28 protein-coding genes are annotated in these 26,108 nt (G+C 64.1%); 13 read left to right on the forward strand and 15 right to left on the reverse strand.

The features are described from left to right. Positions 1 to 8 precede the first annotated feature (8 nt). From AC0L3U_RS09545 to AC0L3U_RS09555, 3 genes are all read right to left on the reverse strand, one after another. A complete protein-coding gene (locus tag AC0L3U_RS09545; protein WP_473346775.1) occupies positions 9 to 629 on the reverse strand; it encodes an amino acid synthesis family protein in 621 nt (206 codons plus the stop codon). A 9-nt stretch (positions 630 to 638) separates the two neighbouring features. Further along, positions 639 to 1,502, reverse strand: a complete 864-nt coding sequence (locus AC0L3U_RS09550; protein ID WP_456765168.1) for a fumarylacetoacetate hydrolase family protein — start codon at positions 1,500 to 1,502, stop codon at positions 639 to 641. A gap of 94 nt (positions 1,503 to 1,596) precedes the next feature. Beyond that, entirely contained in the window at positions 1,597 to 2,298 is a 702-nt protein-coding gene (locus tag AC0L3U_RS09555) for a GntR family transcriptional regulator (protein ID WP_456765167.1), read from the reverse strand. 111 nt (positions 2,299 to 2,409) lie between these two features. Here AC0L3U_RS09555 and AC0L3U_RS09560 point away from each other — a divergent pair, with 111 nt between their 5' ends. From AC0L3U_RS09560 to AC0L3U_RS09570, 3 genes are all read left to right on the forward strand, one after another. Then, positions 2,410 to 3,402 carry a zinc-dependent alcohol dehydrogenase family protein gene (locus tag AC0L3U_RS09560; protein WP_473361553.1) on the forward strand — a complete coding sequence of 331 codons (993 nt, stop codon included), beginning with the start codon at positions 2,410 to 2,412 and terminating at the stop codon, positions 3,400 to 3,402. Between the two features lie 16 nt (positions 3,403 to 3,418). Then, complete coding sequence (locus AC0L3U_RS09565) at positions 3,419 to 4,324, forward strand: VOC family protein (RefSeq protein ID WP_473361554.1); 906 nt, start codon at positions 3,419 to 3,421, stop codon at positions 4,322 to 4,324. A 75-nt stretch (positions 4,325 to 4,399) separates the two neighbouring features. Beyond that, the gene (locus AC0L3U_RS09570; RefSeq protein WP_473361555.1) at positions 4,400 to 5,377 is read left to right on the forward strand and encodes a tripartite tricarboxylate transporter substrate binding protein; all 978 of its coding nucleotides are present in this window, start codon (positions 4,400 to 4,402) and stop codon (positions 5,375 to 5,377) included. 28 nt (positions 5,378 to 5,405) lie between these two features. On the opposite strand, the gene arsC is transcribed toward AC0L3U_RS09570, so the two are convergent. From arsC to AC0L3U_RS09585, 3 genes are read right to left on the reverse strand one after another with little or no spacing between them, the layout of a single operon-like run. Next, the gene (arsC, locus tag AC0L3U_RS09575; RefSeq protein WP_473361556.1) at positions 5,406 to 5,807 is read right to left on the reverse strand and encodes an arsenate reductase (glutaredoxin); all 402 of its coding nucleotides are present in this window, start codon (positions 5,805 to 5,807) and stop codon (positions 5,406 to 5,408) included. Beyond that, a complete protein-coding gene (locus AC0L3U_RS09580) occupies positions 5,804 to 6,508 on the reverse strand; it encodes an aquaporin (protein WP_473361557.1) in 705 nt (234 codons plus the stop codon). Before AC0L3U_RS09580 ends, arsC begins: the two co-directional genes overlap by 4 nt. Then, entirely contained in the window at positions 6,501 to 6,863 is a 363-nt protein-coding gene (locus AC0L3U_RS09585) for an ArsR/SmtB family transcription factor (protein ID WP_473361558.1), read from the reverse strand. Before AC0L3U_RS09585 ends, AC0L3U_RS09580 begins: the two co-directional genes overlap by 8 nt. Before the next feature lie 132 nt (positions 6,864 to 6,995). Here AC0L3U_RS09585 and AC0L3U_RS09590 point away from each other — a divergent pair, with 132 nt between their 5' ends. From AC0L3U_RS09590 to AC0L3U_RS09600, 3 genes are all read left to right on the forward strand, one after another. Then, a complete protein-coding gene (locus AC0L3U_RS09590) occupies positions 6,996 to 7,313 on the forward strand; it encodes an ArsR/SmtB family transcription factor (RefSeq protein ID WP_473361603.1) in 318 nt (105 codons plus the stop codon). Between the two features lie 47 nt (positions 7,314 to 7,360). Next, positions 7,361 to 8,728, forward strand: coding sequence for an NAD(P)-binding domain-containing protein (locus AC0L3U_RS09595; protein WP_473361559.1), 1,368 nt, complete (start codon positions 7,361 to 7,363; stop codon positions 8,726 to 8,728). A 115-nt stretch (positions 8,729 to 8,843) separates the two neighbouring features. Then, entirely contained in the window at positions 8,844 to 10,025 is a 1,182-nt protein-coding gene (locus tag AC0L3U_RS09600) for an MFS transporter (protein ID WP_473361604.1), read from the forward strand. Positions 10,026 to 10,037: 12 nt separating this feature from the next. On the opposite strand, the gene AC0L3U_RS09605 is transcribed toward AC0L3U_RS09600, so the two are convergent. Genes AC0L3U_RS09605 through AC0L3U_RS09615 form a run of 3 tightly spaced genes read right to left on the reverse strand, consistent with a single transcriptional unit; the run spans position 10,038 to position 12,469 of the window. After that, positions 10,038 to 10,838, reverse strand: coding sequence for an ABC transporter permease (locus AC0L3U_RS09605; protein WP_473293390.1), 801 nt, complete (start codon positions 10,836 to 10,838; stop codon positions 10,038 to 10,040). Beyond that, entirely contained in the window at positions 10,835 to 11,431 is a 597-nt protein-coding gene (locus AC0L3U_RS09610) for an ABC transporter ATP-binding protein (RefSeq protein ID WP_473361560.1), read from the reverse strand. The genes AC0L3U_RS09605 and AC0L3U_RS09610 overlap by 4 nt, the downstream gene beginning before the upstream one ends. A 3-nt stretch (positions 11,432 to 11,434) precedes the next feature. Beyond that, positions 11,435 to 12,469 (reverse strand): Cj0069 family protein, encoded by a 1,035-nt coding sequence (locus AC0L3U_RS09615; RefSeq protein WP_473361561.1) that lies wholly within the window; start codon positions 12,467 to 12,469, stop codon positions 11,435 to 11,437. Positions 12,470 to 12,990: 521 nt separating this feature from the next. Between AC0L3U_RS09615 and AC0L3U_RS09620 the strand changes: the two genes are divergently transcribed. From AC0L3U_RS09620 to AC0L3U_RS09630, 3 genes are read left to right on the forward strand one after another with little or no spacing between them, the layout of a single operon-like run. Next, positions 12,991 to 13,899 (forward strand): DUF1259 domain-containing protein, encoded by a 909-nt coding sequence (locus tag AC0L3U_RS09620; RefSeq protein ID WP_473361562.1) that lies wholly within the window; start codon positions 12,991 to 12,993, stop codon positions 13,897 to 13,899. Positions 13,900 to 13,914: 15 nt separating this feature from the next. Further along, entirely contained in the window at positions 13,915 to 14,598 is a 684-nt protein-coding gene (locus tag AC0L3U_RS09625; protein ID WP_473361563.1) for a hypothetical protein, read from the forward strand. A 29-nt stretch (positions 14,599 to 14,627) separates the two neighbouring features. After that, complete coding sequence (locus AC0L3U_RS09630; protein WP_473361564.1) at positions 14,628 to 15,128, forward strand: GlcG/HbpS family heme-binding protein; 501 nt, start codon at positions 14,628 to 14,630, stop codon at positions 15,126 to 15,128. A 130-nt stretch (positions 15,129 to 15,258) separates the two neighbouring features. Here AC0L3U_RS09630 and AC0L3U_RS09635 read toward each other — a convergent pair whose 3' ends face one another. Then, positions 15,259 to 15,498: a YjiS-like domain-containing protein gene (locus tag AC0L3U_RS09635; protein ID WP_473361565.1), complete on the reverse strand. Its 240-nt coding sequence runs from the start codon at positions 15,496 to 15,498 to the stop codon at positions 15,259 to 15,261. Between AC0L3U_RS09635 and AC0L3U_RS09640 the strand changes: the two genes are divergently transcribed. Next, on the forward strand, positions 15,449 to 15,784 hold the full coding sequence (locus tag AC0L3U_RS09640) for a hypothetical protein (RefSeq protein ID WP_473361605.1): 336 nt from the start codon (positions 15,449 to 15,451) through the stop codon (positions 15,782 to 15,784). The genes AC0L3U_RS09635 and AC0L3U_RS09640 overlap by 50 nt on opposite strands. Before the next feature lie 861 nt (positions 15,785 to 16,645). On the opposite strand, the gene rnk is transcribed toward AC0L3U_RS09640, so the two are convergent. From rnk to AC0L3U_RS09665, 5 genes are all read right to left on the reverse strand, one after another. After that, positions 16,646 to 17,059: a nucleoside diphosphate kinase regulator gene (gene rnk, locus AC0L3U_RS09645; protein WP_473361566.1), complete on the reverse strand. Its 414-nt coding sequence runs from the start codon at positions 17,057 to 17,059 to the stop codon at positions 16,646 to 16,648. Positions 17,060 to 17,068: 9 nt separating this feature from the next. Beyond that, positions 17,069 to 17,560 (reverse strand): GreA/GreB family elongation factor, encoded by a 492-nt coding sequence (locus AC0L3U_RS09650; protein ID WP_473361567.1) that lies wholly within the window; start codon positions 17,558 to 17,560, stop codon positions 17,069 to 17,071. A 1,216-nt stretch (positions 17,561 to 18,776) separates the two neighbouring features. Beyond that, a complete protein-coding gene (locus tag AC0L3U_RS09655; RefSeq protein WP_473263156.1) occupies positions 18,777 to 19,361 on the reverse strand; it encodes a DUF1254 domain-containing protein in 585 nt (194 codons plus the stop codon). Further along, positions 19,358 to 19,936 (reverse strand): DUF1214 domain-containing protein, encoded by a 579-nt coding sequence (locus tag AC0L3U_RS09660; RefSeq protein WP_473361568.1) that lies wholly within the window; start codon positions 19,934 to 19,936, stop codon positions 19,358 to 19,360. Before AC0L3U_RS09660 ends, AC0L3U_RS09655 begins: the two co-directional genes overlap by 4 nt. A 25-nt stretch (positions 19,937 to 19,961) precedes the next feature. Continuing rightward, positions 19,962 to 22,250 carry a transglycosylase domain-containing protein gene (locus AC0L3U_RS09665; protein ID WP_473361569.1) on the reverse strand — a complete coding sequence of 763 codons (2,289 nt, stop codon included), beginning with the start codon at positions 22,248 to 22,250 and terminating at the stop codon, positions 19,962 to 19,964. 294 nt (positions 22,251 to 22,544) lie between these two features. Here AC0L3U_RS09665 and AC0L3U_RS09670 point away from each other — a divergent pair, with 294 nt between their 5' ends. From AC0L3U_RS09670 to AC0L3U_RS09680, 3 genes are all read left to right on the forward strand, one after another. Further along, positions 22,545 to 23,060: a YcgN family cysteine cluster protein gene (locus AC0L3U_RS09670; protein WP_063993066.1), complete on the forward strand. Its 516-nt coding sequence runs from the start codon at positions 22,545 to 22,547 to the stop codon at positions 23,058 to 23,060. 167 nt (positions 23,061 to 23,227) lie between these two features. Beyond that, a complete protein-coding gene (locus AC0L3U_RS09675; RefSeq protein ID WP_473361570.1) occupies positions 23,228 to 24,319 on the forward strand; it encodes a M12 family metallopeptidase in 1,092 nt (363 codons plus the stop codon). Positions 24,320 to 24,526: 207 nt separating this feature from the next. Beyond that, complete coding sequence (locus AC0L3U_RS09680; protein WP_473361571.1) at positions 24,527 to 26,107, forward strand: MDR family MFS transporter; 1,581 nt, start codon at positions 24,527 to 24,529, stop codon at positions 26,105 to 26,107. Position 26,108 lies beyond the last annotated feature (1 nt).

The raw sequence follows: 26,108 nt of genomic DNA on the forward strand, positions 1-26,108 counted from the left end.
TGCGCCCGTCAGCGCTGTCCGTCGTGCACGGAGATAGCGGATGCCGCGAGGCCGCCGATGCGCGCGTGAGGGCGGCCGCCGGTCGCCATCACGAGACCGAAGGCGATCTCGTCGCGCCGTGGTGAATCCCATAGCGTCATCTCGGCAGTGCCGAAATGGCTGCGGACATAGGCGGCGTGAATGTGCCCGAGCGGAACCATGAGCCGCGTGCCCGGACCGCCGATGGTCTTCGCCGCCGGGACGATCGCTTTGGGCTGACCGAGCACCTCGCGCATGCCCTGGCCGCCGGCCTCGTGCCAGACCGCGCCGTGCTCGAGCTCGCCGTCCTCGCCGACGATGATGCCCTTGCCATAGGCTTCGATCTGCGCGGCACCGCCGAGCTGCGCGATCAGCCGTGTCGCGAGCTCGCGCCCGAGCTCGCGCAAGGATGCCTGAAACGGCATCAGGTCAGGTTCGAAGCGGCCCGCGAAGGGATTGCGGATCACCGCAATGGCCGTTCCGACCAGCAGCGGCTTCTCCCGCCGGGGACCGCGCTCGTGCCAGATGGTCTCGACGCTGAGCGCGGTCTTGCGGATGTCATAGGACACGTCTTGGGCCACTTCTTGGGACGACAAGTCTTGGGACGACATGCGCAGGCTCTATGCTTCGTCGACGACGGGATTGCGCAGCACGCCGATGTTCTCGATCTCGACCTCGACCACGTCGCCGGGCTTGAGGAAAACAGGCGGCTTGCGGGTGAAGCCGACGCCGGCCGGCGTGCCGGTGGCGATGACGTCGCCGGGGACGAGATCGAAGATGGTCGAGCTGTACTCGATCAGCCGCGGGATCGAGAAGATCAGCATCGAGGTGTCGGAGGATTGCACCACCGCGCCGTTGACGCGCGTCTCGAGCTTCAATTTGGTGGGATCGCCGATCTCGTCCGGCGTCACCAGCCAGGGACCGAACGGGCCGGTGCCGACGAAGTTCTTGCCGGAAGCGATCTGCTGGGCGTGGCGCTGCCAGTCGCGCACGCTGACGTCGTTGTAGATCGAGTAGCCCGCCACGTGATCCCAGGCGTCGGCCTGGCTGATGTGACGGCCGCCCTTGCCGATGACGACAGCCAGCTCGCCCTCCCAGTCGAAATTGTCCGAGACTTTCGGCCGGATCACGGGCGCGTCGTGCGCGACCTGGGAGCGCCAGACCCGGAGGAAGATCGGCGGAAATTCCGTGATCTCGCGCTTCATGCCGAACGCCACGGCTTCATTGTGGTGGTCGAGATAATTGCGCACGGCGCAGACGATCTTCTCCGGACGCGGGATCACCGGAAGATATTTGACGTCACTGAGCGCCATCGTGGGCTTGTGCCCGGCGACGATGGCCTCGCGCCGCGCATAGTCGTCGCTGCCGAGGAAGTCCGCGAGAACAGGGTACTGGGGCAGGGCGCGACCGAGATCCACGACGCCATTTTCGACAACGGCGCCCCAGCTTTCCCGATTTCCGTCCAAGAACGACAGCAGCTTCATGGTCACGCCTCAAAGGTTGGCATTTTCGATCTTGTCTATTATTTTCGAAAATGGAGCGGCGCGCAAGCCCACGGCGGTAAAAAGCCGTTGCCGCCTATTCGATATCGAGCAGATGCGCGGCGTAGGTTGCCACGTTGTCGGCGGTCGAGCGGATATGCGTCTCGATCAGCTGCACAGCGAGATCCGGATTGCGCGAGATGGCGGCCTGCATGATCGCCTGGTGCTCGCCGGCCTTGTCGCGCGGACGCGGCCGGAAATTGGCCGAGAGATGCCGATAGCGCTCGGCGCGATCGAACAGCTCGGCGCGAATGGCGAGCAGTGTCGCCGAGCCGCAGGCGGAGACCAGCGCCTGGTGGAATTGGCGGTGGGCGATCTTCCATTCGGGATCGCGCAGCGGATGTTCGGGATCGCGCTGCTCGATTCGCTTCAATCTATGCAGTGTGGAGATGACGGCGATTTCCCAATCGTCGTCGCCCCGCTCGATCGCGCGGCGGATCAATTCCACCTCGATCAGCACCCGCGCATCGGTGACCTCCACCAGATCCTGGCGGCTGACGGGCGCTACGCGAAATCCGCGCTGCTCCTGCGCGTCGACCAGGCCTTCGGCCGTAAGCGCCGTCAGCGCCTCGCGCAGCGTCGTGAAACTTACGCCGAATCGTTCGCGCAGGACGTCGAATCGCAGCGGCTCGCCCGGCGCCAGGCCGCAGGCAATGATCTCCTCGCGCAGCCGATGGGTGATGTCGGCGGCAACGGTCTTGCCGAATTCCTTGCGGGGGCGAATGGCGCTGTCGGACATGGTTTCCGTCATTGAATCGATGGCTCAACATGCCGCGCTAACGAGCATCTTGCAATAATTTTCGTAATCGGTATGATTTTCGAAAATACGGCTTGGGAGGCGTGTGACATCATGAGAGCGGTGCTGGTGCGTCAGCCGGGTGGGCCGGATGCACTCGAACTGGTCGAGCTTCCGGTGCCTATGCCCGGACCCGGCCAAGTGCAGATCCGCGCCGAAGCATTCGGGGTGGGGCAGCCCGATGTGCTGATCCGGCGTGGCGTCTACAAATGGATGCCGCCGCTGCCGGCCAATCCCGGCAACGACGTCGCCGGCCGCATTGCCGCGCTCGGGTCGGACGTCGAAGGGTTTGCGATTGGCCAGAAGGTGCTGCTGAGCGCGCGCGACCTGTCGCAGCGCGGCGGCTGCTATGCCGACTATGTGGTCGCGCCCGCCGACGCCATTCACGTGCTGCCCGACAATGTCGATCTGCAAGCGGCCGTGTGCCTGTCGAACTACCAGGTGGCCTACGCGCTGCTGAACGAGTGCCGCCATCCGCGCGCACCGGCGAGCGTGCTGGTGATCGGGGCGGCGGGTGGTGTCGGCACCGCGCTGGTGCAGCTCGCCAAGCTCGCGCAGATAAATGTCATCGGCACGGTCTCCACCGAAGAGAAGGCCGCATTCGCGCGGGACAACGGCGCCGATGAGATCATCTTCTACCGCCGCGAAGACGTGGTGGCGCGGACCCGCGAGCTGACCAATGGCGAGGGCGTTGGCCTCGTGCTCGATCACGTCTGTGGGCCCGAGTTCACCGGCTATCTCGGCGCGCTCGGCAAATGGGGGACGCTGCTGTCGTACAACGCCTTCGCCGGATTGCCGGAAGAAAACCTGATGGCGGCGATGCGCGACCATCTCGACATCTGCCCGGCGATACGCTGCTTCTCCTTCCACATCTACGACCACGATCGCGACGAGCGTCGCGCGCTCATGCGCAACGTGATCGACGCGCTGAGCCGCAATGCGATCAAGCCGGCGATCTCGGCGGTCCTGAAACTCGACGAGGTCAGGCAGGCCCACACGCTGCTCGAGCAGGGCTCCGCGCTCGGCAAGATCATCATGACGCCATGAGGGGGTGGATTGCACGATGACGACACAAGCACCCATTGCACGCTTCACCCGGCTGCGACATGCGAGCTTCGCCTCGCCCGATCCCGAGCGGCTGCTCGATTATTACCGCGCCGTGATCGGTCTTGGCCTCGTCGGCCGCGACGGCAACCGCATCTTCCTTGCCAACGATGCCGAGCAGCTTTCGCTGGTGATCGAACCGGGCGACGCCGCGCTGACGAGCATCGCCTTCGAGATATCTCCTGATGTCCAGATCGAGGCGCTTGGCGCCGCGCTGAAGCAGGCCGATCTGCGGCCCGAACTTCAGAGCGATCCCCTGCCCGGCGTTTCCAGGCTGCTGTCGTTCAGCGATCCCGAAGGCACGCGCTTCGAGTTGATCCAGGGCTGGAGGCCGACGCCCGCGCAGGAGCGGATCGGAGCGCTTGCCGTCAGCAAGCTCGGCCATGTCGCGCTTGGCACGCCCGATCCGCGCGCGGCCTCTGAGTTTTACGCGAACATGATGGGCCTGCGGGTTTCCGACTGGATCGAGGATCGCTTCGTCTTCATGCGCAGCGGCTTCGAACACCACACGCTGAACTTCGCTCGCGCGCCCGTTCGTGGCCTGCATCATGTCGCGTTCGAGCTGCGCGGTGCCGCTCACATGCACGAAGCCTGCGATCATCTCGCGCGGCACAAGCTGCCGGTTCTCTGGGGGCCGGTGCGTCATGGCCCCGGGCACAACACCGCGATTTACCACCGCAACCCCGACGGCCATGTGGTCGAGCTGTTCTTCGATCTCGACCGCATGACCGACGAGGCGCTCGGCTATTTCGAGCCGCGTCCCTGGCATCGCGATCGACCGCAGCGGCCAAAAGTCTGGGTCGGTCTGCCGCGCGACGTCTGGGGCATGCCGCAATCGCCTGAATGCACGGAGTTCGCCCGCTAGCGGATTCAAACTCGACTTGAAGAACGCCGCCTCGTCGCGGCCAACGATAGAACAATCAAAAGGGAGGACGCATCCATGGGAAGGATGAAGCGGCTTGCTGCGGCGATTTTTCTGTTTGGCGGTTGTCTCGCAACCACTTCGGCGTCGGCGGACAACTATCCGTCGCGCCCGATCCGGCTGCTGCATGGATTTGCCGCCGGCGGCGCGGCCGACACGCTGTCGCGCATCATCGCCGACGGGCTCTCGAAAAAGCTCGGGCAGCCGATCATCGTCGAGGCCAAGCCCGGCGCCGGCGGCAACATCGCCGCGGATGCCATCGCGAAAGCGGCGCCCGACGGCTACACGATCGGGCTCGTCACCGGCGCTCACGCCATTTCCGCGGCGACCTACAAGAGCCTCGCCTACCAGCCGGCCGAGAGCTTCGAGATGATCTCAACGCTGGTCTATTACGCGCTCGTCATTGCCGTGCGTAGCGATTATCCGGCAAAGTCGCTGGGCGAGCTCGTCGTCATGGCAAAGCAGAAGCCCGGTGCGCTCTCCTTCGGGTCGGTCGGCTTCGGCAGCACGCACCATCTCGCGGGAGAGCTGTTGAACGCAGCCGCCGGCGTCGAGATCGTGCACGTGCCCTATCGCGGCGATTCTCAAGCGGTCACCGCGCTGCTCGGCGGAGAGGTTCCGGTGATCGTCGGCACGCCGGTGCTGCTCGCCGCGCAGATCCAGGGCGGTGCGATCCGCGGCCTGGCGGTGACCTCGCCGACGCGCACCGCATTGTTGCCCGACGTGCCGACGGTTCAGGAAGCCGGTATCAAGGGATATGACGTGCGCACCTGGGCCGGCCTGCTGGCCCCGAAGGGAACGCCGCCCGCCATCATGGCCGCACTCAACGCGGCGACGCTGGACGCTCTCAGGGATCCCGACCTCAAGCAGCGTCTGGAGACCGCTGTCGGCGGCGAAGTCCGCGGCAGCTCGCCGGAGGAGATGAAGCAGCTGATCGAGACCGAGATCAGAAAATGGACCGGCGTGGTGGAGCGGGCGAAGATCCCGAAGATCTGATCCCAAGCAAGACAGCGGCCCCGTAAGCCTATCGCGCCTCGACCACCTCGCCATCCTCCTTCACAAAGCGGCCGACGGGCTTGTCCAGGAGATCGATGACGGCTTCCGAGGGACGGCACAAGCGTGTACCCTTGGGCGTCACCACGATCGGACGGTTGATCAGGATCGGGTGCGCGAGCATCTGGTCGATCAGCTCGTCATCGGACCATTTGGGGTCATCGAGGCCGAGCTCCTTGTAGGGCGTGCCTTTCTCGCGCAGCAGCGCGCGAACGGAGATGCCGAGGGCCTTGACGAGCTCGACCAGCTTTTCGCGGGATGGCGGCGTCTTCAGATATTCGATCACGTCCGGATCGACGCCGCTCTGCCGGATCATCGCCAGCGTGTTGCGCGAGGTGCCGCAGGCGGGGTTGTGATAGATCGTGACGCTCATGAGGTAGTCTCCACGATTGGGATGGGGCCTCGCGCCTGGGGCTGTCCGAGCAGCCAGTTCATCAACAGCATGGCGGCAAAGGCTCCGCAGAGTTCCGCGAGAATGAATCCGGGCAGGTCGGTGGGACGTATGCCCGAGAACGTGTTTGTCAGCGACCTCGCGATCGCCACGGCCGGATTGGCGAACGAGGTCGAGGCCGTGAACCAATAGGCCGCCATGATGTACAGGCCGACCAGCCAGGGGACGGCGGTGCGCTGAAACCGGATACCGGCCAGGATCGTCGCGACCAGACCGAAGGCGGCGACGGCTTCGGCGAACCATTGCGGTCCTCCGGTTCGCACCTTCGCCGAGAGATCGAGCAGCGGCAGTCCGAACATCAGATGCGCCGCCATCGTTCCCGCGATGCCGCCGGCGATCTGCGCAATCACATAGAGAGCGGCCTCGTTCACCGGCAACTCGCGCTTGCCGGTGAAGACCAGCGTAACTGCCGGATTGAAGTGTGCGCCGGAGATCGGTCCGAGCACAGTGACCAGGACGACCAGAATGGCTCCCGTCGGCAGGGTGTTGCACAGCAACGCAAGCGCGAGATCCTTGGTCAGCGTCTCCGCCATGATGCCGGAGCCGACCACCGTGGCAACGAGAATGCCTGTGCCGAGCGCCTCGGCCGCGAGACGCCGTGGAAGATCGAATTGATCAGGCACGGCTCCGCTCCTTTCGTCTCGGCTTGCAGCAGGCTTGCAGGGTTTCGATGACCGGCTCGCAGACTTCCGGCCGTCCGCCGCAGCAATCGCGCAGCAGGAAAACCGCAACGTCGCGAAATTCGCCGAGATTGGCGCGATAGACAATCGAACGGCTGTGCCGCTCGGAGGTGACAAGGCGCGCGCGCGTCAAGATCGACAGATGCGCCGAGAGCGTGTTCTGGGGGACCTCCAGCAGCCGGGCGAGATCGCCCGCGGCGAGACCGTCAGGCTCGTGCCGGACCAGTGCCCGGAAGGCCTCCAGCCGGGTCGATTGGGACAGCGCCGCGAGCGCCAGGACGGCTTCCTCGGTTTCCATATATCCAGACTTATGGAATTATTTGGAGCGCGTCAATCCGGAATTCTTGCCGTTGGGTGGCCGAGCCAGTATTTCGAAGATTCTAGAAATATGGTTTGACGGTTTGACATCGGCAGGCGCATCATGGCGGCCATGAAGATCGACGACGCAGCAGCACGCCTCGAAGCCCTGGGTAATCAGACCCGACTCCAGATCTACCGGGCCCTGGTCCGGGCCGGGCACTCCGGCATGCCCGTCGGTCGCTTGCAAGACAAGCTGAAGATCCCGGCGTCGACGCTGTCGCATCACATCAAGACCCTGGTCTCGGTCGGGCTCGTCAGCCAGGTCCGGGAATCGACGACGCTGATCTGCCACGCGAACTTTGAGGCGATGCGGGGTCTGGTCGATTTCCTGGCGGCGGAGTGCTGCGCAGACGAAGTCGGATGCAAGACGACGCAAACGGCGGCGTGATTTTTTGACAAATTATTCCATAATTCTAGAATATGGGAGAAGCGGGAATGAACGCAAAAACAGTAGCCATCATCGGGGCAGGGCCTGTCGGCCTCGCAGCAGCTGCGCACGTCCTGGAGCGCGGCATGTCCCCCATCGTGCTGGAGGCAGGACCCGAAGCGGGGCACGCGGTTCGCCAGTGGCAGCAGGTCCAGCTCTTCTCGCCATGGGAATATAATGTCGACAAGGCCGCCGCGCGCATGCTCGCGCCGACGGGATGGAATTCGCCGGACCCGAGCGCCTATCCGACCGGCGGCGAGCTGATCGATCGATATCTGACGCCGCTTGCGACGCGAACGCCGTTGCGCGAGGTGATCCGGACATCCAGCCGCGTCTCGGCCATCAGCCGCGTTGGTTTCGACAAGGCGAAGACCAAAGGGCGTGAGCAGGCGCCGTTCGAAATCCGCTACCAGAACGGCAAAGGTCCCGACGTGCTGCGCGCGGATGCCGTGATCGATACATCAGGCACATGGTTCTCGCCCAATCCCGCCGGAGGCAATGGGCTGCCCGCGATCGGCGAGCGCGAATGCGCCGGCCACATCGCCTACGGCATGCCCGATGTCCGTGGTGCCGGCCGCGCCCGATATGCCGGGAAGATTGTTGCGGTGCTCGGCGCCGGCCACTCTGCGGTGGGCACGCTGATCGATCTCGTGCATCTCGCGGACGAGGCGCCGGGGACGCAAGCGATCTGGCTGTTGCGCGGCGCCGATCCCGCCAAGGCGTTTGGCGGCGGCCGGAATGACAAGCTCGCTGCACGCGGAGAGCTCGGCTCCACCTTTGCCGCGCTCGTGGCCGCCGGGAAGATCAGGGTCGAAACGGAATTCGGCGTCACGCATCTGTCGGACTCCGAAGGCCGCCTCGAGATCGCGGCCGGCTCGGGTTGCGGCGGACGGAGCGTGATCGTGGACGAGCTGATCGTCTCGGCGGGCTTCCGTCCCGACTTTTCGTTCCTGTCCGAATTGCGCCTGCGGCTCGATCCCGCCATCGAGGCGCCGGTCGCCCTGGCGCCGCTGATCGATCCCAACGAGCACAGCTGCGGCACGGTGCGCCCGCACGGCGCGCGCGAGCTCGCGCACGATGAGCCGGGTTTCTACATGGCGGGCATGAAATCGTATGGCCGCGCGCCGACCTTTCTCATGATGACAGGATATGAGCAGGTGCGCTCGATTGCAGCCGATCTCGCCGGCGACAAGGAAGCCGCCACAAGGGTGGAGCTCGTGCTGCCGGAGACCGGCGTCTGCTCGCGCGGTGGCGTCGAAGCCGCCGCGGCCGCATCAGGATGTTGCGGTGGGCCGGCGAAGGAAGAGCCATCGGCCTGCTGCGCCGCCGACGAAGCAGCGAAGAAGGCCGGCGCTTCGGGCTGCGGTTGTTCATGACATGAGTTCTTGCAGGTGAAGCCGGAGAGTTGCCCATTGTGGTTGGTGCGCCGTGTCAGCCGGGGGGCGGGAGGACAGCATTCGTAACTTGAGCGGGCGGTCTCTGATCGCGGTGATGTGCATCGGCCAGGTCGGCAATCTGCTGCCGCATGTGACACTGTCCGCGAATCTGGCGCAGCATCTGATGCCGGCGTGGGGGCTTTCCGCGGCCGAAGGCGGCTTGATGGCGAGCGGTTACGCGTTCGGCTACATGCTCGCCGTGCCCGTGCTGACGACATTGACCGACCGGATCGATGCGCGGCTCGTTTTGCTCTGGGGTTCGATCGTCAGTGGCCTCGCGACCGCAGCGTTCGGAATCTTCGCGCAAGGGTTTTGGTCCGCGACCGCGATCTGGTCCCTGGCAGGGCTTGGATTTGCCGGCGCCTACATGCCGGGCTTGAAGGCGCTGACGGACCGGCTTCCCGCCGGCGATACCTCGCGCGCCGTCACGCTGTACACGTCGAGCTTCTCGGTCGGCGTCGGCCTCTCGTTCCTGGTCGCGCAAGTGATCGCCGACCGCTGGGGATGGCGGACCGCCTTCCTTGTCACCGGCTTCGGACCTATCGCAATGGTCGTCGCGTGCCTTCTGATGCAGGCGCAGCGGCCCGCGCCGAAGACGGGACGTCTCTTGAACTTCGCGCCCGTCTTCGCCAACCGCGAGGCGCTCGGATACATCTTCGGCTATGGCGCCCATTGCTTTGAGCTCTATGGCATCCGCACCTGGCTGGTGGGGTTCTGGACCTTCGTCGTCGCCCACCAAGGCGCGCCGTCATGGTTGAGCCCTGTTGTGCTGAGCTTCTGCTTCGCGGTGATCTCGATGCCCGCCAGCATCCTCGGCAACGAGGCCGCGCTGAAATTCGGCCGCCATCGCGCGATCACGGTCGTGATGATCGCGTCGGCCTGCGTCGCGCTCATCATCGGCCTCAACGCGACGGCGCCGGCATGGGTGCTTGCGCTGCTGCTGCTTGCCTATGGCCTGACCGTGCCGGCGGATTCGGGCGCATTGACCGCCGGCATGTCGGCGGCGGCTGTGTCCGAACATCGCGGCGCGACCCTGGCCCTGCATTCGACGGTCGGCTTCGGCCTGTCGGCGGTCGGTGCCTGGGGCACCGGCGCCGCGCTCGACGCAGCCGGCGGCCCGCAGAGCGCGACCGGCTGGCTCTTGGCATTCAGCGTCCTCGCGGCTGGTATCGCGTTGGGTCCATTCGCGCTGCTGTGGGCGCGGAAGGGCCAGTCTGTTCGGGCGCAGTCGATGTGAGGTCACGCAATTCTATTCGGCAGTGGAAAATCGATCGAGGCGCAATCGATGGCGATGATCGGTGAGAAGGCGAGCGCCTCCCATCACGGCAGCGAGCGTTCCCAATCCCGTCCCGCCGGCGATCAAGAACATGATCAAGAGCTGATACTTGACGGCGTCGATCGGTTCGACGCCTGCAAGGATTTGACCGGTCATCATCCCCGGCAAAGAGACAAGGCCGATCGCGGCCATGCTGTTCATGATTGGCATGAAGCCGCTTCTCAATGCGTCCCGCAGGACCGGCAGCAACGCCTGATACCGGGTCCCGCCAAGAGCAAGGCACGCTTCGACAGCGGCCCGTTCGCGCACCAGGCTATTCGTCAGCACGTCCAGGCCCAGGCTTATTCCCGTCATGGTGTTGCCCAGGATCATGCCCAACAATGGCAGCGCATAGCGCGGATGATACCACGGATCCGGGCGTAGCTCCGTCAGAAGCGCGAACATCGTGACGGTCCCGGCCGCGAGCAACATGCATCCCGCTCCTAGGCCATAGCTCCAGATACCCGGCAGGCGTCGCTTTTGCCGAGCGACGATTTCCCGTGATGCGAAGAGAACCATGATGAAGGCGGCGAGGGCGGTCCAGAGCGGCGAGACCGCGGCGAACAGGAACGTCAATACGTATCCGACGAGCACCAGCTGAAGCACCATCCGCACGGTGGCGATGGCCAGTTGCTTTTCAAGCTTGAGGCGGAGAGCAAGCGAGAGAGCGCCGTCCATGACGACAAGGAGCGCGGGCAGAATCAAATCGCCGTATGCCAAGTGAATGTAACTCACGGCTGATTTTCCTCGATTCCACCGTCGGCATTCATCACAAGGACCCTCGACCCGACGCGGCGGGCCTGGGCGTTGTCGTGAGTGCTCCAGACGACACTCGTTCCATTCGAAATGCGTTCCGCGATCAAGGATTCCACGGCCGCCGTTGAGGCCGAATCGAGGGCCGATGTCGGCTCGTCCAGGAGAAGGACCCGCGACCTCAGCATCAGCGCGCGCACCAGCCCCAGCCGTTGCCGCTCGCCGGTCGAAAGTCTTTGGATCGGCCAGGGACCGCAACTGCACGGCAACCCCAGTCTCGTGACCAATGGTAAGGCATCATCCCAGCCGCTGAAGTGATCTTGCACGGTCTCTGACCACCAGCCCGGCTCGGCAGCGACATAAGTCACTCGCTTGCGCCAGGCCGGGGCGGGCATCGCCTCCCTGAGCGTTCCGTCCAGTTCGACCATTCCTGCGTTGGGATCGAGATCCGCGATCGAGCGAAGGAGCTGGGTCTTGCCTACGCCGGAGGGCCCTTGCAGGGCGACGCATTCGCCGTCCTGCAAGTCGAATGAAACGGAGATGTGCAAGCGCTTAAGCGCGCGGACCGTCAGCATGTGTCAAAGCTTGCGCCGGAGCCGATCGGCAACCCGCCTCGCGATCTCCGCCGGCGCCTCGTCCGGATAAGGATGCACCGAGCTGACATTGATCTCACCAAGTACATAGCTGTCGGTCCCGTCGGGAAGGACCGGGCCAAGCATGAAGTCGGCGTCCCAAATCGCAGGCAGGTCGTGCCGCGGAATATCGAGCAACGACGTCAGCTCGGGCGTCCACTCGTCTTCCATCAAGCGACGCAGCCGCTGGAAGCGCGGGTCTGCGTTGGACGAATAGAGCCGTGGTCCGGCCTCGGCGCGTGCGGCCGGCGAATCAACGAGGGCTTTGACCTTGTGATGGCCGAAGCCGGCGCAGCGATCGCCTGCCATGTAGCAACGTACGACGCCCTCGCTCAGGCGAGGCTGGAATGGTTGGTCGATCACGCTACCGTTCTCGAAATACTCCGCGCAACGACGGAGAAAATCATCCAGCGTCAGTTCCTCGGGCGCGTCCCTGGTCGCGTCCAGCACCTTTATCATGGAGGAGGTCGGCAGACTCTCGACCTTCCAGACGCCTTGGCCGCCATTACCCCGGTTGCGCTTGATCACGCGCGGACCGGCGGCGAGCCGCGTCGGCAGCTCGGCGCGCATCGCCGCAGCGGTTTGATATAGCGTCGTGTCGCTTCCCCAGCCCATCGAGCGGGTACGATACAGAACCTCCTTGGTGCCCATCTTGAGAATGACGTCCGGATGGGCGCTGACCCACACACCCCGTGCGGCGACGTCGCGCAGCAATGCGTCGAGACCGGCGCGATTTCGACCGTCTTGAATGGGGTTAACCCAGACGAGCACGCCGTCCACCGCGAGCAACTGCTCGCGGACCTCTTCGGCGAAGCTTTCGTCGTAGATCGCCGGCCGGGCTTCGATGCCGACGGCGGCGAGGGCTTCGAAAACGCGGACGAAGCGGCTGTTTTGCGCCGTCGCATCCCGCCGCGCGGCAGCGTCGCCTCGCGAGAGGATGGCGACGGTGTGTTGGTGAGAAGGGTGTCGTTCGGTGTCCATGCGCAAGCTCCACGAATGGCGTGCTGCGCAGAGCTTGGACCGAGGCCTCACGGGGAGTCTGCTTTGTCCCCACACCAGGAATAGTAGCGAGCCCGTCCGCGAGTTTCAAGACGTGGCTGGCGCGGTTCCGCGGAGCGGTGAATTCTTCGTGACGTTCGCCGGCGGCTTTGGTGGGCCACCCGAAGCCCTACGCCCGTTGACAGCTGCCGCCCTCGGGTTTTTACTTGGGGCTCGGGGATGTGCGATCTCCCCGTGAGGCGACATGCCCAAGCATCGCGTCCTGATCACCAAGGGCGCAGCATGTCATCATACATCCCCGATTTCATCCGTCAGATGGGCTCGATTGTTCGGCGGGCTCCCGTGCCGATCGCAGCCCCGCTGCGCGCGTCGATGCCCGCGCTTTGTCGCGCCTCGTGCGTGTGATGTAGGGAAGATCGCGAGCCGGACTTCACCTGGGGCGGGTCCGTCGTCGACAGCGGCGATCGGGTCAAAGAGGGAAACCAAGCCTGAGGAGTAGCACGATGAAAAGAATCATCTGGGCCGTGGTCGGCATTGGTGTCTGTCTTCTTGCATTTCGGTTCGGTTCCTGCGTCCCGGCATATGCCCAGGATGCCGACTGGCAGAAGGTGGACGAGACTTTGGGTCGCAAGCCCGCCGTCTCGGACGACGTCCGCCGTTACGGCTTTCCCCGCAGCGATCTCTCCGTGACGTTGGATGGGGTTGCGATCAAGCCGGCGCTGGCTCTTGGCGGCTGGATCGCGTTCAAGCCTGCGCATGGCGGTGCCATGGTCATGGGCGACCTCGTGCTGCTCGAGACCGAGATCAATCCCGTGATGGCGAAGATGATCGCGAGCGGGCTCGAGATCACAGCCGTGCACAATCATCTGCTGCGCGCGAGCCCGGCCACGTTCTACATGCACGTCGCCGGCCACGGCGATCCCGTCAAACTGGCCTCGGCCATCCATGATGCCTTGGCCGAAAGCAAGACCCCGCTGACGGTCACGGCGCCGGTGAACCCGCCGCCCGCCATCGACCTCGACACGGCGAAACTCGACCAGATCATCGGAGTGGACGGGAAAGCGAATGGCGGCGTCTACCAGTTCAACGTGAAGCGGCACGACCCCATTACGGAAGACGGCATGTTGCTGACCCCCGTCGCCGCGATGGGCGTTGCGATCGCCATCAATTTCCAACCGACGGGCGCGGGTAGGGCGGCCATCACCGGCGACTTCGTGCTGACCAGCGACGAGGTGAACCCGGTCATCGTGGCGCTGCGGACCCACGGCGTCGAGGTAACGGCGCTGCACAGCCACATGCTGGACGAACAGCCGCGGCTCTTCTTCATGCACTTCTGGGCCAACGACGACGCCGTCAAGCTTGCGGAGGGCCTCCGTGCGGCGCTCGACAAGACGGCGAGCACGAAGGGCTGATGCATGGACAAGCACATGGACAAGCTCTTGGACAAGCTCTTGGACAAGCTCGTGGGCAAGCTTGCGCTGGCATCCATGCTGGCTTTGTTAGTGGGAGGGAACGCCATGGCCGAGACCTTGAATTTCGACAACGCTGCTGCCGGAACCTCGCCCGAAGGTTGGACTTTGACGATGACCGGCAAGGGACAGCCCAAATGGACCGTCGAGGCCGAGTCGACGGCGCCAAGCAAGCCGAACGTTCTCAAGCAATCCGGACGGGCGACGTTTCCTCTCGCCATCAAGCGCGATACCGCCATCCGCGACGGCTTCGTCGAGGTGAAATTCAAGGCCGTTGCCGGCTCCGAGGACCGCGCCGCGGGAGTCATCTGGCGTGCGAAGGACGCCGATAATTACTACGTGGTCCGGGCTAACGCGCTGGAGGACAATGTCGTCCTGTACAAGACGGTCAATGGCGTTCGAACGTCGCTTGAGATCGTGGGTCGCAGAGGCGGCTATGGCGTCGGCGCGCCGGTGTCGTCAGGGCAATGGCACCTGCTGCGCTGCGACTTCGCAGGACGTCGGTTCAAGGTGAGCTATGACGGAAAGCAATTGTTCGAGGTGGAAGACGCCACCATTCCGGACGCCGGCATGATCGGCCTGTGGACCAAGGCAGATAGCGTGACCCTGTTCGATGATCTGACATATGGTGAGATCGAATAAGCGCTTGGTCACCCTTGCCGGAGATTGCCATGAACGTTCGATGCCTGTCGGTCGCGACGGCCGTGCTGATTGCGTCCATCTGCCCGGTACGGGCGGAGGAAGGTCTGGTCGCCTACAAATCGCTCGGTCCGGAACTGGCGCTCGATCTTGCGCGCGCTGCGTTGGCGAACTGCCGCACCCGTGGATACCAAATTGCAGTTGCCGTCGTCGATCGCTTCGGCGTCACGCAAGTGATGTTGCGCGACCGTTTCGCAGGCCCTCACACGCCCTCGACGGCAGCAGCCAAGGCGTGGACGGCTGCCTCGTTCAAGACCAGCACGACCGAGCTGAATGCGATCAGCCAGCCCGGCATGATGCAGGCGGGCATTCGCAATCTTCCCGGAGCGGTCGTCATCGCCGGAGGACTGATCGTCGAAGCCGGCGGCTCCCTGGTCGGCGCGATCGGCGTGTCCGGCGCTCCGGGCGGTGATGCGGACGAAGCGTGCGCGAGAGCCGGAATTGATGCCATACGCGACAAGCTGGACTTCTGAGGCGTAAGGATCGCGGTTAAGAAGTCCGTTAGCCTTTTCGCTGGCTTGGCGGCCGTCCGATCCGCAAGGATAAGCAGACGCGCCGCCTTCGCACACCCAGGTGTGGCCGCTCATCGAGTGGATATGACGATCACCGATCGTCGCGCCAACCTGAGAAGTAACACCGTCGAGCCTCCCCAACGATCGTTCTCGATAAGCCGACGTCCGCGAGAAGCCGGTCGTCCAGTTCGAGAAGCTCGTCGTATTGGCGGCGCCGTGTGATGCCATCCAGCAGCGCGAGCGTGAGCTTCCAGAACCATCCAGGGTTTGGAGCAGGGCCGATGGCTGCGCTGGATGTGCCGATTGAGCCAGTGGTGCTGTCGCAAGACATGTTTCACCTCCGTAATGGAGCGAAACAACGCTTGGCTCGAAAGCTGGTCGGGCGGTTGTGTTTGACCCGATGGCTCCTGCTATCATGCTCGTCTCTGCCGCACAAGCGATCCGCCGATCTGGAAGCCGGAGGCGATAGGCCGATCGGAGACATTGCCGGCGCAATTGATCACCTCGTCCAGGGCAAACAACTGGGCGGGCAGATCAAAGCGGGCACGCGGGCTCATCGTTCGCGCCTTGGCTCGTTTGCTTTCGGTTGCACGCCAATGGCACCGGCGTTGGGGTGACGATTGTCGGCAGGCCCTCGCTGCCTCATGCCGTCGCCTCGCATCCGTCCATCAAATAGGAAAGGCTGAGTTTCATACGCGCTGGCAGCGGCCGGCTCGTGCGATCGTCCGGACGCAGCATCTTGCGCGGTGGCAGAAGTCACAGAAAGTGCCGACATTAACACGATCGCTAATCTCGACATGACGGCCTCCTTGGCGGGGAGCAGGAACGCGCACTGCGATAACTCGGTCGAAATCGTCGAGAAGGAGCTGGGCACCAAGATGGCGGCAAGACTATGCCGAGACCATGCAACCTCGAGAGGGGCCTGTTCGGCTACGCCATCCACCGAGGCAACCCGAGTTCTTCGTCAAGGGCTTAGGCGGCTCTTCCGCCATGGCCTCGACATCAATGGCAGGAAGCTCGCCGGTGCGGTCTCCCGAATTTCGAGAAAAGACGGGCCCCAGCTCGCGGGGATATTGGGGGGCATGGAGCTGGGGCCACTCGGGGTCGCCCTTGGGGAAGGGCATCGGGAAAACTTGGCAATTGCAGGAATGTTCCTGTCTTTTTCCAAAGAGTGAGTGTGTAGATCAACCGCACGGCCGCGACTTGAGACGTACTTGTGAACGACTTCACGCCCCCTGAGCCCCGGTCCTCTGGGGGCACACCGCGTTGCAAACTCACTATGATGGATCGAAGCCGCGCAGAGTCGTTGGGCGACCAGTCCTGCAATAGTGAGAGGCGCGGTGATCCACAGCGCTACGAAACCAAGGCGAGTGCGCTGTCGAACTCATACGAAAGGGCCAGATCCGGGTGCGACGCCCTCGGGACTACGGCCCATATCGCAAGACGTGCGATGCTCGGTCTGACTTAACGTACGCGCCTTATTCGGACACCGCGAGAACGGTCAGGCCCCTGGTGCGCTTGTGGGGCGTCTCGAAGTCGATCCGCTGCCCTGGCGATAGGCCGATCAAGGCCGCTCCAACAGGCGTCAGGACCGAGATCCGATTGAGCTCAATGTTTGCCTCATGCGGATACACCAGCACGATCTCTCGGCTCGCACCCGTCTCGTCGTCGCGATAGGTCACTTTCGATCCCATCCTGATCACGCCTCGCAAGTCGTTCTCGTCCGTCACCGTGGCACGATCCATCTCTCGAGCCAGAAAATGGGCCACTCGCGGAAACAGATCCATGCTCGAATTGGCCAAGGAACTGAGGCGCCGTGATTCGTCCTCAGTGATCTTGATCGGCGGCAACGCCGGCTGTTCTCGCCGGCTCTCGGCTTCGAAATTGCGCATTGGTCGCTCCTATGCTGCAGTTGGTCCGGGATCGTCGTCGCACGGGTTGCCTGACCGCCTCGGCCCTCTCCGGAACAGTGGGACGACCTTTGAATCCGATGGGGTCAGGCTTTGGACCCTGACGACATTCAGACATCCGGCGACGAAGTACGGCATCTGATCGCCGACCTGCAGTCCGATCAAAGCTGTACCCAGCGGGGTCAACACCGAAATGCAGGCGGGATCCGACCAGCACTCCTCGGGCCAGACCAGTTGCACAGTACGACGCGGAACGCCCCAATTCGTGCAATGGGTGACCCATGATCCGATCGTCACGAAAGGACGGACGTTGTCCGCTTCGTCCGGGACGATATCGGCGCGGTTGATTTCGCCCATGAGGAATATCCCGTCCAAATCTCCTTTTTGGACGGAGAAGCGGGCGAGCTGTTCGAGCCGCGGATAGTCTGATGAGGTCAGTGCGATTTTTGGAAGAGGCAGCACGGCGCACTCCTTCTGCTTCAAGACGACCTATCGAGTGGGGGTCACGAAAGCTGGAAAAGAGCCCGGACGGCGCGAACACCGTCCGGCTAACCGCCTGCTTGGAGGCGGCCGGCGTGAAGACCAAAACGCGCGGTGCGCGCATCAATGTCGATGACGTAAGCCATGATGATCTGATTATAGGAGTTCATTTCCCCGGAAACATTGCGACGAAACCGCACAGCACCTGTGCACATGAAATATCGAGAGGGGACAAAGGAACTTCGTTGAAGTGAGACGATAGTGCTTCTCCGATCATGGCAACCTGCGCTCAACCCCATAGAAATGGGTGGCATCCGACTGAAGAGCGGTAGGATTGGCGAACACCGAGCGGCGAACAGAGCAACGCGCTAGCGACAGATCAGGGCTCCGACGCAAAGAACCAGCATCGTCAGGCTAAGCGCAACGGTAACGAGCGCGCGCTCGGCTTTGCTGGTCAGCTCCTCTTCGCTCATGACAACTCTCCCTGCCGCAACGTCAACCTGCATGCCTTGACCTTGTTCCCCGCGCTAGCGGGACGCGATGCTTGGTGGCTCCGACCTGATCCATGTACATGCTGCAGGAGGAAGTGCCGCCAACGTGAACCGCTCTCTGCCGCTTGTGTGCACTAGTGCGCCGACGGAAGCTTCCACCAATATCTACGTTCCGACGTCACCGCCCGATCAGCGGCTGTTATCGGTGATGAGAACGCTGCTTGCGCTCCCGCCTCCTCCGGAACGGATGGTGCAGTGAGCCAGCGGCGCAAGTTCAATGAATCGCACGAAGAGGGGCTTGCAGAAATGGCCGCTCGTCTTCGCTCAGCCGCGGAACTGCTCCCGCCAGGGCCAGTGAGAGATGCCGCCCTCAGACGCGCACGCTGGGCCGAAACAAGCTTGTCCCTGGATCATTGGCTCAACTCGCCAGGGCTACAACCACCGACCTGAGGGGGCGCCGCGCTCCAGGCATTCAGGTCATCTTCGGTTTGAGGCACAAGCATGAAAAAACCCGCGGCGGATTGCTCCGCGCGGGTGAACTTTCGATGCTGCCATTCTGCCAGTGTTTTGCCCGACGAGTCAAAGCTGAACAGCGCGACGGCAGGGATGTACCGGTCCGGCAAATGCCTATTTGGTGCAACAAAAATGGCTAACGATTTCAATGCCAACGCTACTGTGCATGGGGTTGTTTTTCGACTTTTTGTTTTGCGGCTTGCCGAAGCCGCGCCTCAGCGCCGTCCGCGCGGCGCTTCGGCCTTCGCCGGCGGCTCGGTCTGCGGTCCGCAGCTCGCGGCCGCAAGCGAGCCTTGCGCTTGCGGCATCAGGCCGGGCTCGGGCGCGAGCGCCTTCATCACGATCAGCCCGGTCGTGCTCGGGGAATCGATGATCAGGCGGTCGGCGGCGGTGATCTCTTCGTCCTCCGGCAGCTCGTTGTGCTGCGGCTCGGTCATCAGGTCGAGCTCGATCACCTTCTTGCCGGCCGAGCGGTCGTTGATGGCGTAATAGGCGATCTCGTTGCGGGTGTAGAACGACACCGAGGTGTAGGCCTGGCTGACTGGCACCGTCAGCTTGATCGGCCCGTTCGACAGATCGTAGCGACAGATCGCCAGCGCAAAGGCCGGGTCCATGAACGGCATCGGCGAGGTGCTGGGATCGGCGAGCGGCAGCTGGGTGACGCCGTTGAGCTTGGTCATCGGCGTCAGCCGCGAATAGGCGTCCTGGGTCGCGATCCGCGGCAACGCCAGCACGCTGACGAGATGGACCACGAGGCCCAGCACCACGCCGGCAACGATGGTGAACAACAGCCGGATCATGAGCAGCCCGCCGTCGTGATGGTGGGCATCGGCGCGTCGCGCTGGGTGCGGGTGGCAACGCCGACCGGGGTGTCGTAGAGCCGCAGCATCAGCGCGTAACGCTCGATGCCGCCGGTCGGCAACCAGTTGCCGGCGCGCGAGCGCGAGGCGATGCGGATCTCGAACGAGCCGTCGGACTGCCGCACGATCTCCTGGCTGGTGAAGCCGTAGCGCTGCAGCGAATTCGGGACGAGATGACCCTTGTGGTCATAAAGCGTCAGCGTCCAGAACCGCGCCGGCGGCGTCACGCCGGAGACCACGACGTCACAGCGGCCGTCGAGCACCTTCTTCTTGTCGTCGGTGGTCGCGGTGAAGGCGACGCCGTCGCCGGTGCCGATCGGCAGCTCGCCGTTGCGCACGATGGTGGCGCGCGAATAGGGGTCGACGTCGGCGGTGCCGGTGCGCGGACGCGCGGTCCAGGGGCCGATGGTCAGCGCGCCAATCTCGGTGCCGCGCGTCGTCGTCATCCAGGTCGCGCCGACGCCCACCACGGTTGCGAGCAGAAGGGCCGTCAATGTGATCAGGATCAGCCGCACTTGTTTCGATCAGTTCTTGTTTCGATTAGTTCTTGCGCGGGGCGGATGCGTTCGCATTCTCTTCCGCATAGTTCTGCGGGAAGGCGAGCGCGCTCGTGGACGATGCCGGTTTGGCTTGCTTGGAGTCGCTGGCGGCCGATTTGGTCGCGGTCCGGGCCGCGTCATCGAGCAGCTTCTCGACCCGCACCAACACGTCGGCGCCGCGCTTGGTCAATACCGGCGGCGGACCGGGCTTGGTCTCCAGCACCTTCGGCGCCGCATTGGCCTGCGCGTTGGCGATCCGCTCGGGCGGCAGCTTCTGGCCCATGCCGATGCCGGCGATTTCCCGCACCTCGACGCCCTGATGCGCCGCGAGCATGATGTCGTGCCAGGTCTGCGCCGGCAGCGAGCCGCCGGTCATGCGGTTGGTCGGCGAATAGTCGTCATTGCCGTACCAGACCGCGCAGGTGAAATTGCCGGTGTAGCCGACGAACCAGGCGTCGCGATACGCATTGGTCGTGCCGGTCTTGCCCGCGGTCGGAATCCCGTCGAGCGCGGCGCGGCGCGCGGTGCCTTCGCTGACGACGTGGCTCATCATGCCGGCCATGTCGGCGGCCACCGAGGCGGGAATCGCCTGGCGGGGCTTCGGTCCGTCGCGGTCCCAGCGCCAGACCGGATCGCCGGCGCCGGTGCGCACTTCCAGCACGGAATGCGGCGTCACCGCCTTGCCGCGGTTGGGGAAGGTCGCATACGCCACCGCGTGCTCGAGCACGGTGACTTCGTCCGAGCCGATCGGCAGCGACGGCGTGTCGGGCAGCGGCGCCTTGAGGCCGAAGCGGCGCGCGACCTCGACGATCTTGGCGCGGCCGATCTTGGCCGGGTTCGGCGCCTTCGGCTGCTCCTTCTGGCCGATCGCGATCGACAGCTTGACCGGCACCACGTTGATCGAACGCGTGATCGCCTGCGTCAGCGTCACCGCGCCGGAATAGGAATGGCCATAGTTCTGCGGGCACCAATTGCCGATGCAGACCGGGCCGTCGACCACGATCGAGTTCGGCGTGAAGCCGTTGAGGAGCGCGGTGGTGTAGACGTAAGGCTTGAACGAGGAGCCCGGCTGGCGATAGGCGTCGGTGGCGCGGTTGAACTGGCTGGCGCCGTAGTCGCGGCCGCCGACCATGGCGCGAATGCCGCCGTCGAGATCGGAGACGACGGTCGCGGCCTGGGTCGCGTGATAATCGCGGCCGAACTGGCGCAGCTGGTTCTCGACTGCGTCTTCCGCCGCCTTCTGCACATTGGTGTCGATCGCGAGCCGGACCACGAAGACGCGCTCGGTGTAGGATTTCGGGAAGGTGTCGACCAGCTTGCGCATCTCGTCGAAGGCGTAGTCGAGATAGTAATTCGGCGACGCCTCGTAGCGGCGGTCGACCGCGAAGGCAGGATTGCGGCGGGCGCCGAACACCTGGCCCTCGGTCATGAAGCCGGCGTCGACGAGATTGTCGAGCACGACGTTGGCGCGGGCGCGGGCGGCGGGCAGGTTGATGTGGGGCGCGTATTTGGTCGGCGCCTTGAACAGACCGGCGAGCATCGCGGCCTCCGCAAGCGTCACGTCGCGTGCCGACTTGTTGAAGTAGAAATGCGCGGCGCCGTCGACGCCGAAGGTGCCGCCGCCCATATAGGCGCGGTCGAGATACAGCTTGAGGATCTCGTTCTTGGTCAGGCGCCATTCCAGCCAGACCGCGAGGAAGGCTTCGTTGACCTTGCGCTCGATGGTGCGCTCGTTGCTGAGGAACAGGTTCTTGGCGAGCTGCTGGGTGATCGAGGAGCCGCCCTGGCGGACGCCGCCGGCCTGGGCGTTGGTGACGAGCGCGCGCGCCGTGCCGGCGATGTCGATGCCGAAATGCTCGTAGAAGCGGCGGTCCTCGGTCGCCAGCGTCGCCTTGATCAGCACGTCCGGAAAATCTTCCAGCGGGATCGAATCGTTGTGCTTGATGCCGCGGCTGCCGATCGGGTTGCCGTAGCGGTCGAGGAAGGTCACCGCGAGGTCGGACTTCTTCAGCCAGTCCTCGTCCGCGGTCTCGCGGAACGCCGGGATGGCGAGGGTCAGCATCACAACCAGGCCGCCGAGGCCCAGCGTCGCAGCCTCCGACAGCGGCTCGATGAATACCCAGCGCTTCCAACGCCCGACATAGAAGCGGTCCATGAAGGTCGAGTAGCGCTCGTAGAGCTCGCGGATGCCCTTGGCCGAGGAGAACAGCGAGGAGTCGATGCGCGCATCGAGATCCAGGAAGAAATTCCGGATCCGGGCCTTCCAATGCGGTGGTATGATCTGGCGCACCTAGAACCCTTGCGGCTTGGTTCGAAAGCGTTCAAGCACCCGGCCGGGGCGGCATCGAGACGTCTTGCGGGAGTGTTGCGGCAAACCCAAGGCGCCCGGCCAGCGACGGTGGGGACTTGCTGTTCCTTCTAGCCGAGCAGGGCCTATAAACCAATGGTCACGCTTGCGATTTTGAACAACAGGCCTAATTGACCCCGGTTCATTACGGGCCTCACGCGGGCGTTGCTTGCGGCCCCAAGGCCCCACGCCCTAGATGGCACCAGCCGTAGCTCTTTCGAACTTTTGTTGAGGCGCATGACCGCAGCTCCCAAACGACCTTCAGGCCAGGAAGGATTCTTCTGGAAAACCAAGACGTTGGAAGAGATGTCGGGGCCCGAATGGGAGAGCCTGTGCGACGGCTGCGGCCGCTGCTGCCTGAACAAGCTCGAGGAAGAGGGCACCGGCGACATCTACTTCACCCATGTCGGCTGCAAGCTGCTCGATGGGGTGACCTGCGGCTGCAAGGACTATGCGAATCGTTCCGACAAGGTTCCGGACTGCGTCCGCCTGACTCCGGCCAATGTCCGCACCCTGAACTGGCTGCCGCCGAGCTGCGGCTACAAGCTCGTCGCGGAAGGCCGCGACCTCTATTGGTGGCATCCGCTGGTGTCAGGCGATCCCGACACCGTGCATGAGGCCGGCGTCTCCGTACGCGGTCGGGTCGAAGGCAGCGAGGTGGAGATCCCGGACGATGAGCTCGAGAACCACATCGTGCAGTGGCCGGCGCAGCTGCCGAAACGGGCCCGCCTGAAGCGACGTCCGAAGGACTGATCCGCCTGTGAGATCGAGGTCGGGCCGGAGCGGACGCCCAGCCCCTAGCGCAGCATATTGATACAATCTGAGATTGTGATATGCTGGCGCCGTTTTACGGCTCATTTTTTTCTCTTGCCTTCTGTTTTCAGTCCCCCACCCGGGGGCGTAAATCTTTGGAGAGCCATATGGCAAAGTCGCAAAAGCAGGCGAAGAAATCTCCCGTGGTCAAAGGTCAGGCCCGGCCATTTTGTCAGAACGGCCCGAGAGTCCTGCCGCAGCTCAGTCCGGCTGTCATGGCCGACACCCTTCGCGCACGTGCGATTATCTCGAGCCGATCCAAGTGGGTGAACGGCACGGTCCTGCACTACTGCTTTTTCACCTCGGGTCACTTTGAAGTTCCCAGGGCCCAGGCGGACGCAATACGCAAGGCCTTCGCGAAATGGAAGGCGGTAGGCATCGGCCTCGAATTCCAGGAGGTCTCCCAACTCGCTGAAGCCGAAGTGCGAATTGGCTATTCAGTGCCAGACGGATCGTCGGCCTCGCAGGTTGGCAGGGACGTGCTGCAGGTATCCCAGACCGAGCCGACCACCGTGTATGGTTGGGATCTGACCTCGCAATATGGCAGCGGCACTGCGCTGCATGAACTCGGACACGTGCTTGGCATGGAGCACGAGCATCAAAACCCCTTCGCCGGCATCAAGTGGCATGATGAGGCTGTTTACAAGTCGCTGGGCGCTCCGCCCAACAAGTGGAGCCGATCGACGACGTTTCACAACATTCTGGAGAAGCTCACCCCGCAGCAGGTACAGGGTTCAACATGGGATCCGGATTCCATCATGGAATACGAGTTTGAGCCGGGGCTGATTGCGGAGCCGAAGCCTTACGAGACCAATGGTCTGGTTCCTCCGGGGACGCTCTCCGCCGGAGACAAGCAGTGGATCCGCCGCTGGTATCCGCCGCTACAGCCGGCCTTGACGACGCTTCAGCCCTTCCATCCGGCCGTGGTCGATCTCGCCGCTGGTCAGCAGATGGACTATGCGATCAAACCCAGCGCCTCACGCAAATATACCATCGAGACCAAAGGGCCGTCTGACGCAACGCTGGTCCTGTTCGAGGAGGTGAACGGAACGCCGCGGTTTCTCGTGGGTGACGATGATAGCGGCGAGGATCGAAACGCGAAAATTTCTTACAAATTGTTCGCCGGCCGAAGCTATATCGCCCGGCTGCGACTGGTGCATCCAGGCCCCTCGGGCAAGACGGCACTGATGTTTTCCTAAGGTTGCCCTGGGGCGTCGCAGGGCTGCCGGCAGCGACCGGGGTCCTGCGACTCTCACCTGGGTCCGTACGCCAATCGTCGCGATGGCCCGACTTTGGGATGCACCCATGCGCCGCGGTGCCTGCCTGGGAAGAACTTTGCTGTCTACATTGGACTGCATAGAACGAATCCTTCGCGGCGTTGCGCCGCCTCATGGCTTCCGATCGAGATGAACAAGTTCGAGCGGCAGAGCAGTTCTGCCGACACCCAGACATTGCCCGACGATATCGCCGAGGAATTGTCCCGCCTTCCGAGCGAGGTCTTGAGCGTCGATGACGCTCCTTCGCTCGCGCCGCCGGCGCCGCTATCGCAGGACGAGGTCCGCACCATCGTCATCAGCCTGATGCTGACGATGTTCCTGGCCGCACTGGATCAGACCATCGTCGCTACCGCGCTGCCGACCATCGGACGCCAGTTCCACGACGTCTCCAATCTCTCCTGGGTCATCACAGCCTATCTGCTCGCGTCGACCGCGGTCGCGCCGGTGTTCGGCACGCTCAGCGACATCTACGGCCGCCGCGTCATGATCATCATCTCGCTCAGCCTGTTCGTCGCGGGCTCGGTGCTGTGCGCGATCGCGCCGAACCTGCCGATGCTGATTCTCGCACGCGGTCTCCAGGGACTGGGCGGCGGCGGCATCATGCCGGTGGTGCAGACCGTGATCTCCGACGTCGTGAGCCCACGCGAGCGCGGCCAGTACCAAGCCTATTTCTCCAGCGTGTGGATGGTCGGTGGCATTCTCGGCCCGGTCATCGGCGGCGTGTTCGCCGAGCATCTGCATTGGTCGATGATCTTCTGGATCAATGTGCCGCTCGCGGCCGCGGCGATCGCGCTGCTGCTGCCCCGGATGAAAAAGATCCCGGTGTTCCACCGCAAGCGCAAGGTCGACTGGCTCGGCGGCGTGCTGCTGATGGCCTCCGCCGTCGTCTTCATGCTTGTGCTGACCTGGGGCGGCACGCGCTTCCCGTGGCTCTCGCCGACCGTGCTTGCGATGGTGGGCGGCGCGGTCGCACTCGCGGTCACTTTCGTGTGGCATGCGCGCCGCGCCGACGAGCCGTTCCTGCCGCTGCCGCTGCTCGGCGGATCGGTTGTGCCATTCGGGCTGACGGCCGGCGGCTGCGCGCTCGGTGCGATCACGGGCCTCACGGTCCAGCTGCCGCTCTATTACGAGGCGGTCTATCACCTCAGCGCCAGCGAAGCGGGCCTTGCGCTGATTCCGCTCGCGGCGGTCTCGACCGTCGGCGCGGCCGTCGCCGGTCGCACCATGGCGCGGGCCAAGCACTACAAGCGGGTCGCCATCGTCGGAACGTCCTGGGCTGCGCTGTGCGGCCTCGGCCTGACGTTGACGACGTTGCCGCTCTGGGCACTGCTGACACTGATGGCCGCGTTTGCGCTTGGCCTCGGCACCACCTTTCCGGTCTGTGTGGTCTCGGTGCAGAATTCGGTCGCCCGTCCGCAGGTCGGCACCATCACCGGCGCCTTGAACTTCTTCCGCTCGCTGATGTCCTCGTTTACCGTCGCGGCGTTCGCAGCCATCCTGCTCATCGCCCTCGGTGCCGACGTTCCGCTCGCGGGCGAGCATCACGGCGCCGTCAATGCGATCCCCGCCGACGACATGCGGCATGCGTTCCGCTACGTTTTCGGCGCCGCCACGGCGCTGATGGCCGGCGCCGCGCTCTGCCTGATCATGATGGAGGAGCGGCCGCTGGCCGGTCCGTCCACGACGCAACCCGTCGAGATGGCGGAATAAG

The sequence above is a fragment of the Bradyrhizobium sp. Kon69 genome (assembly GCF_055807515.1).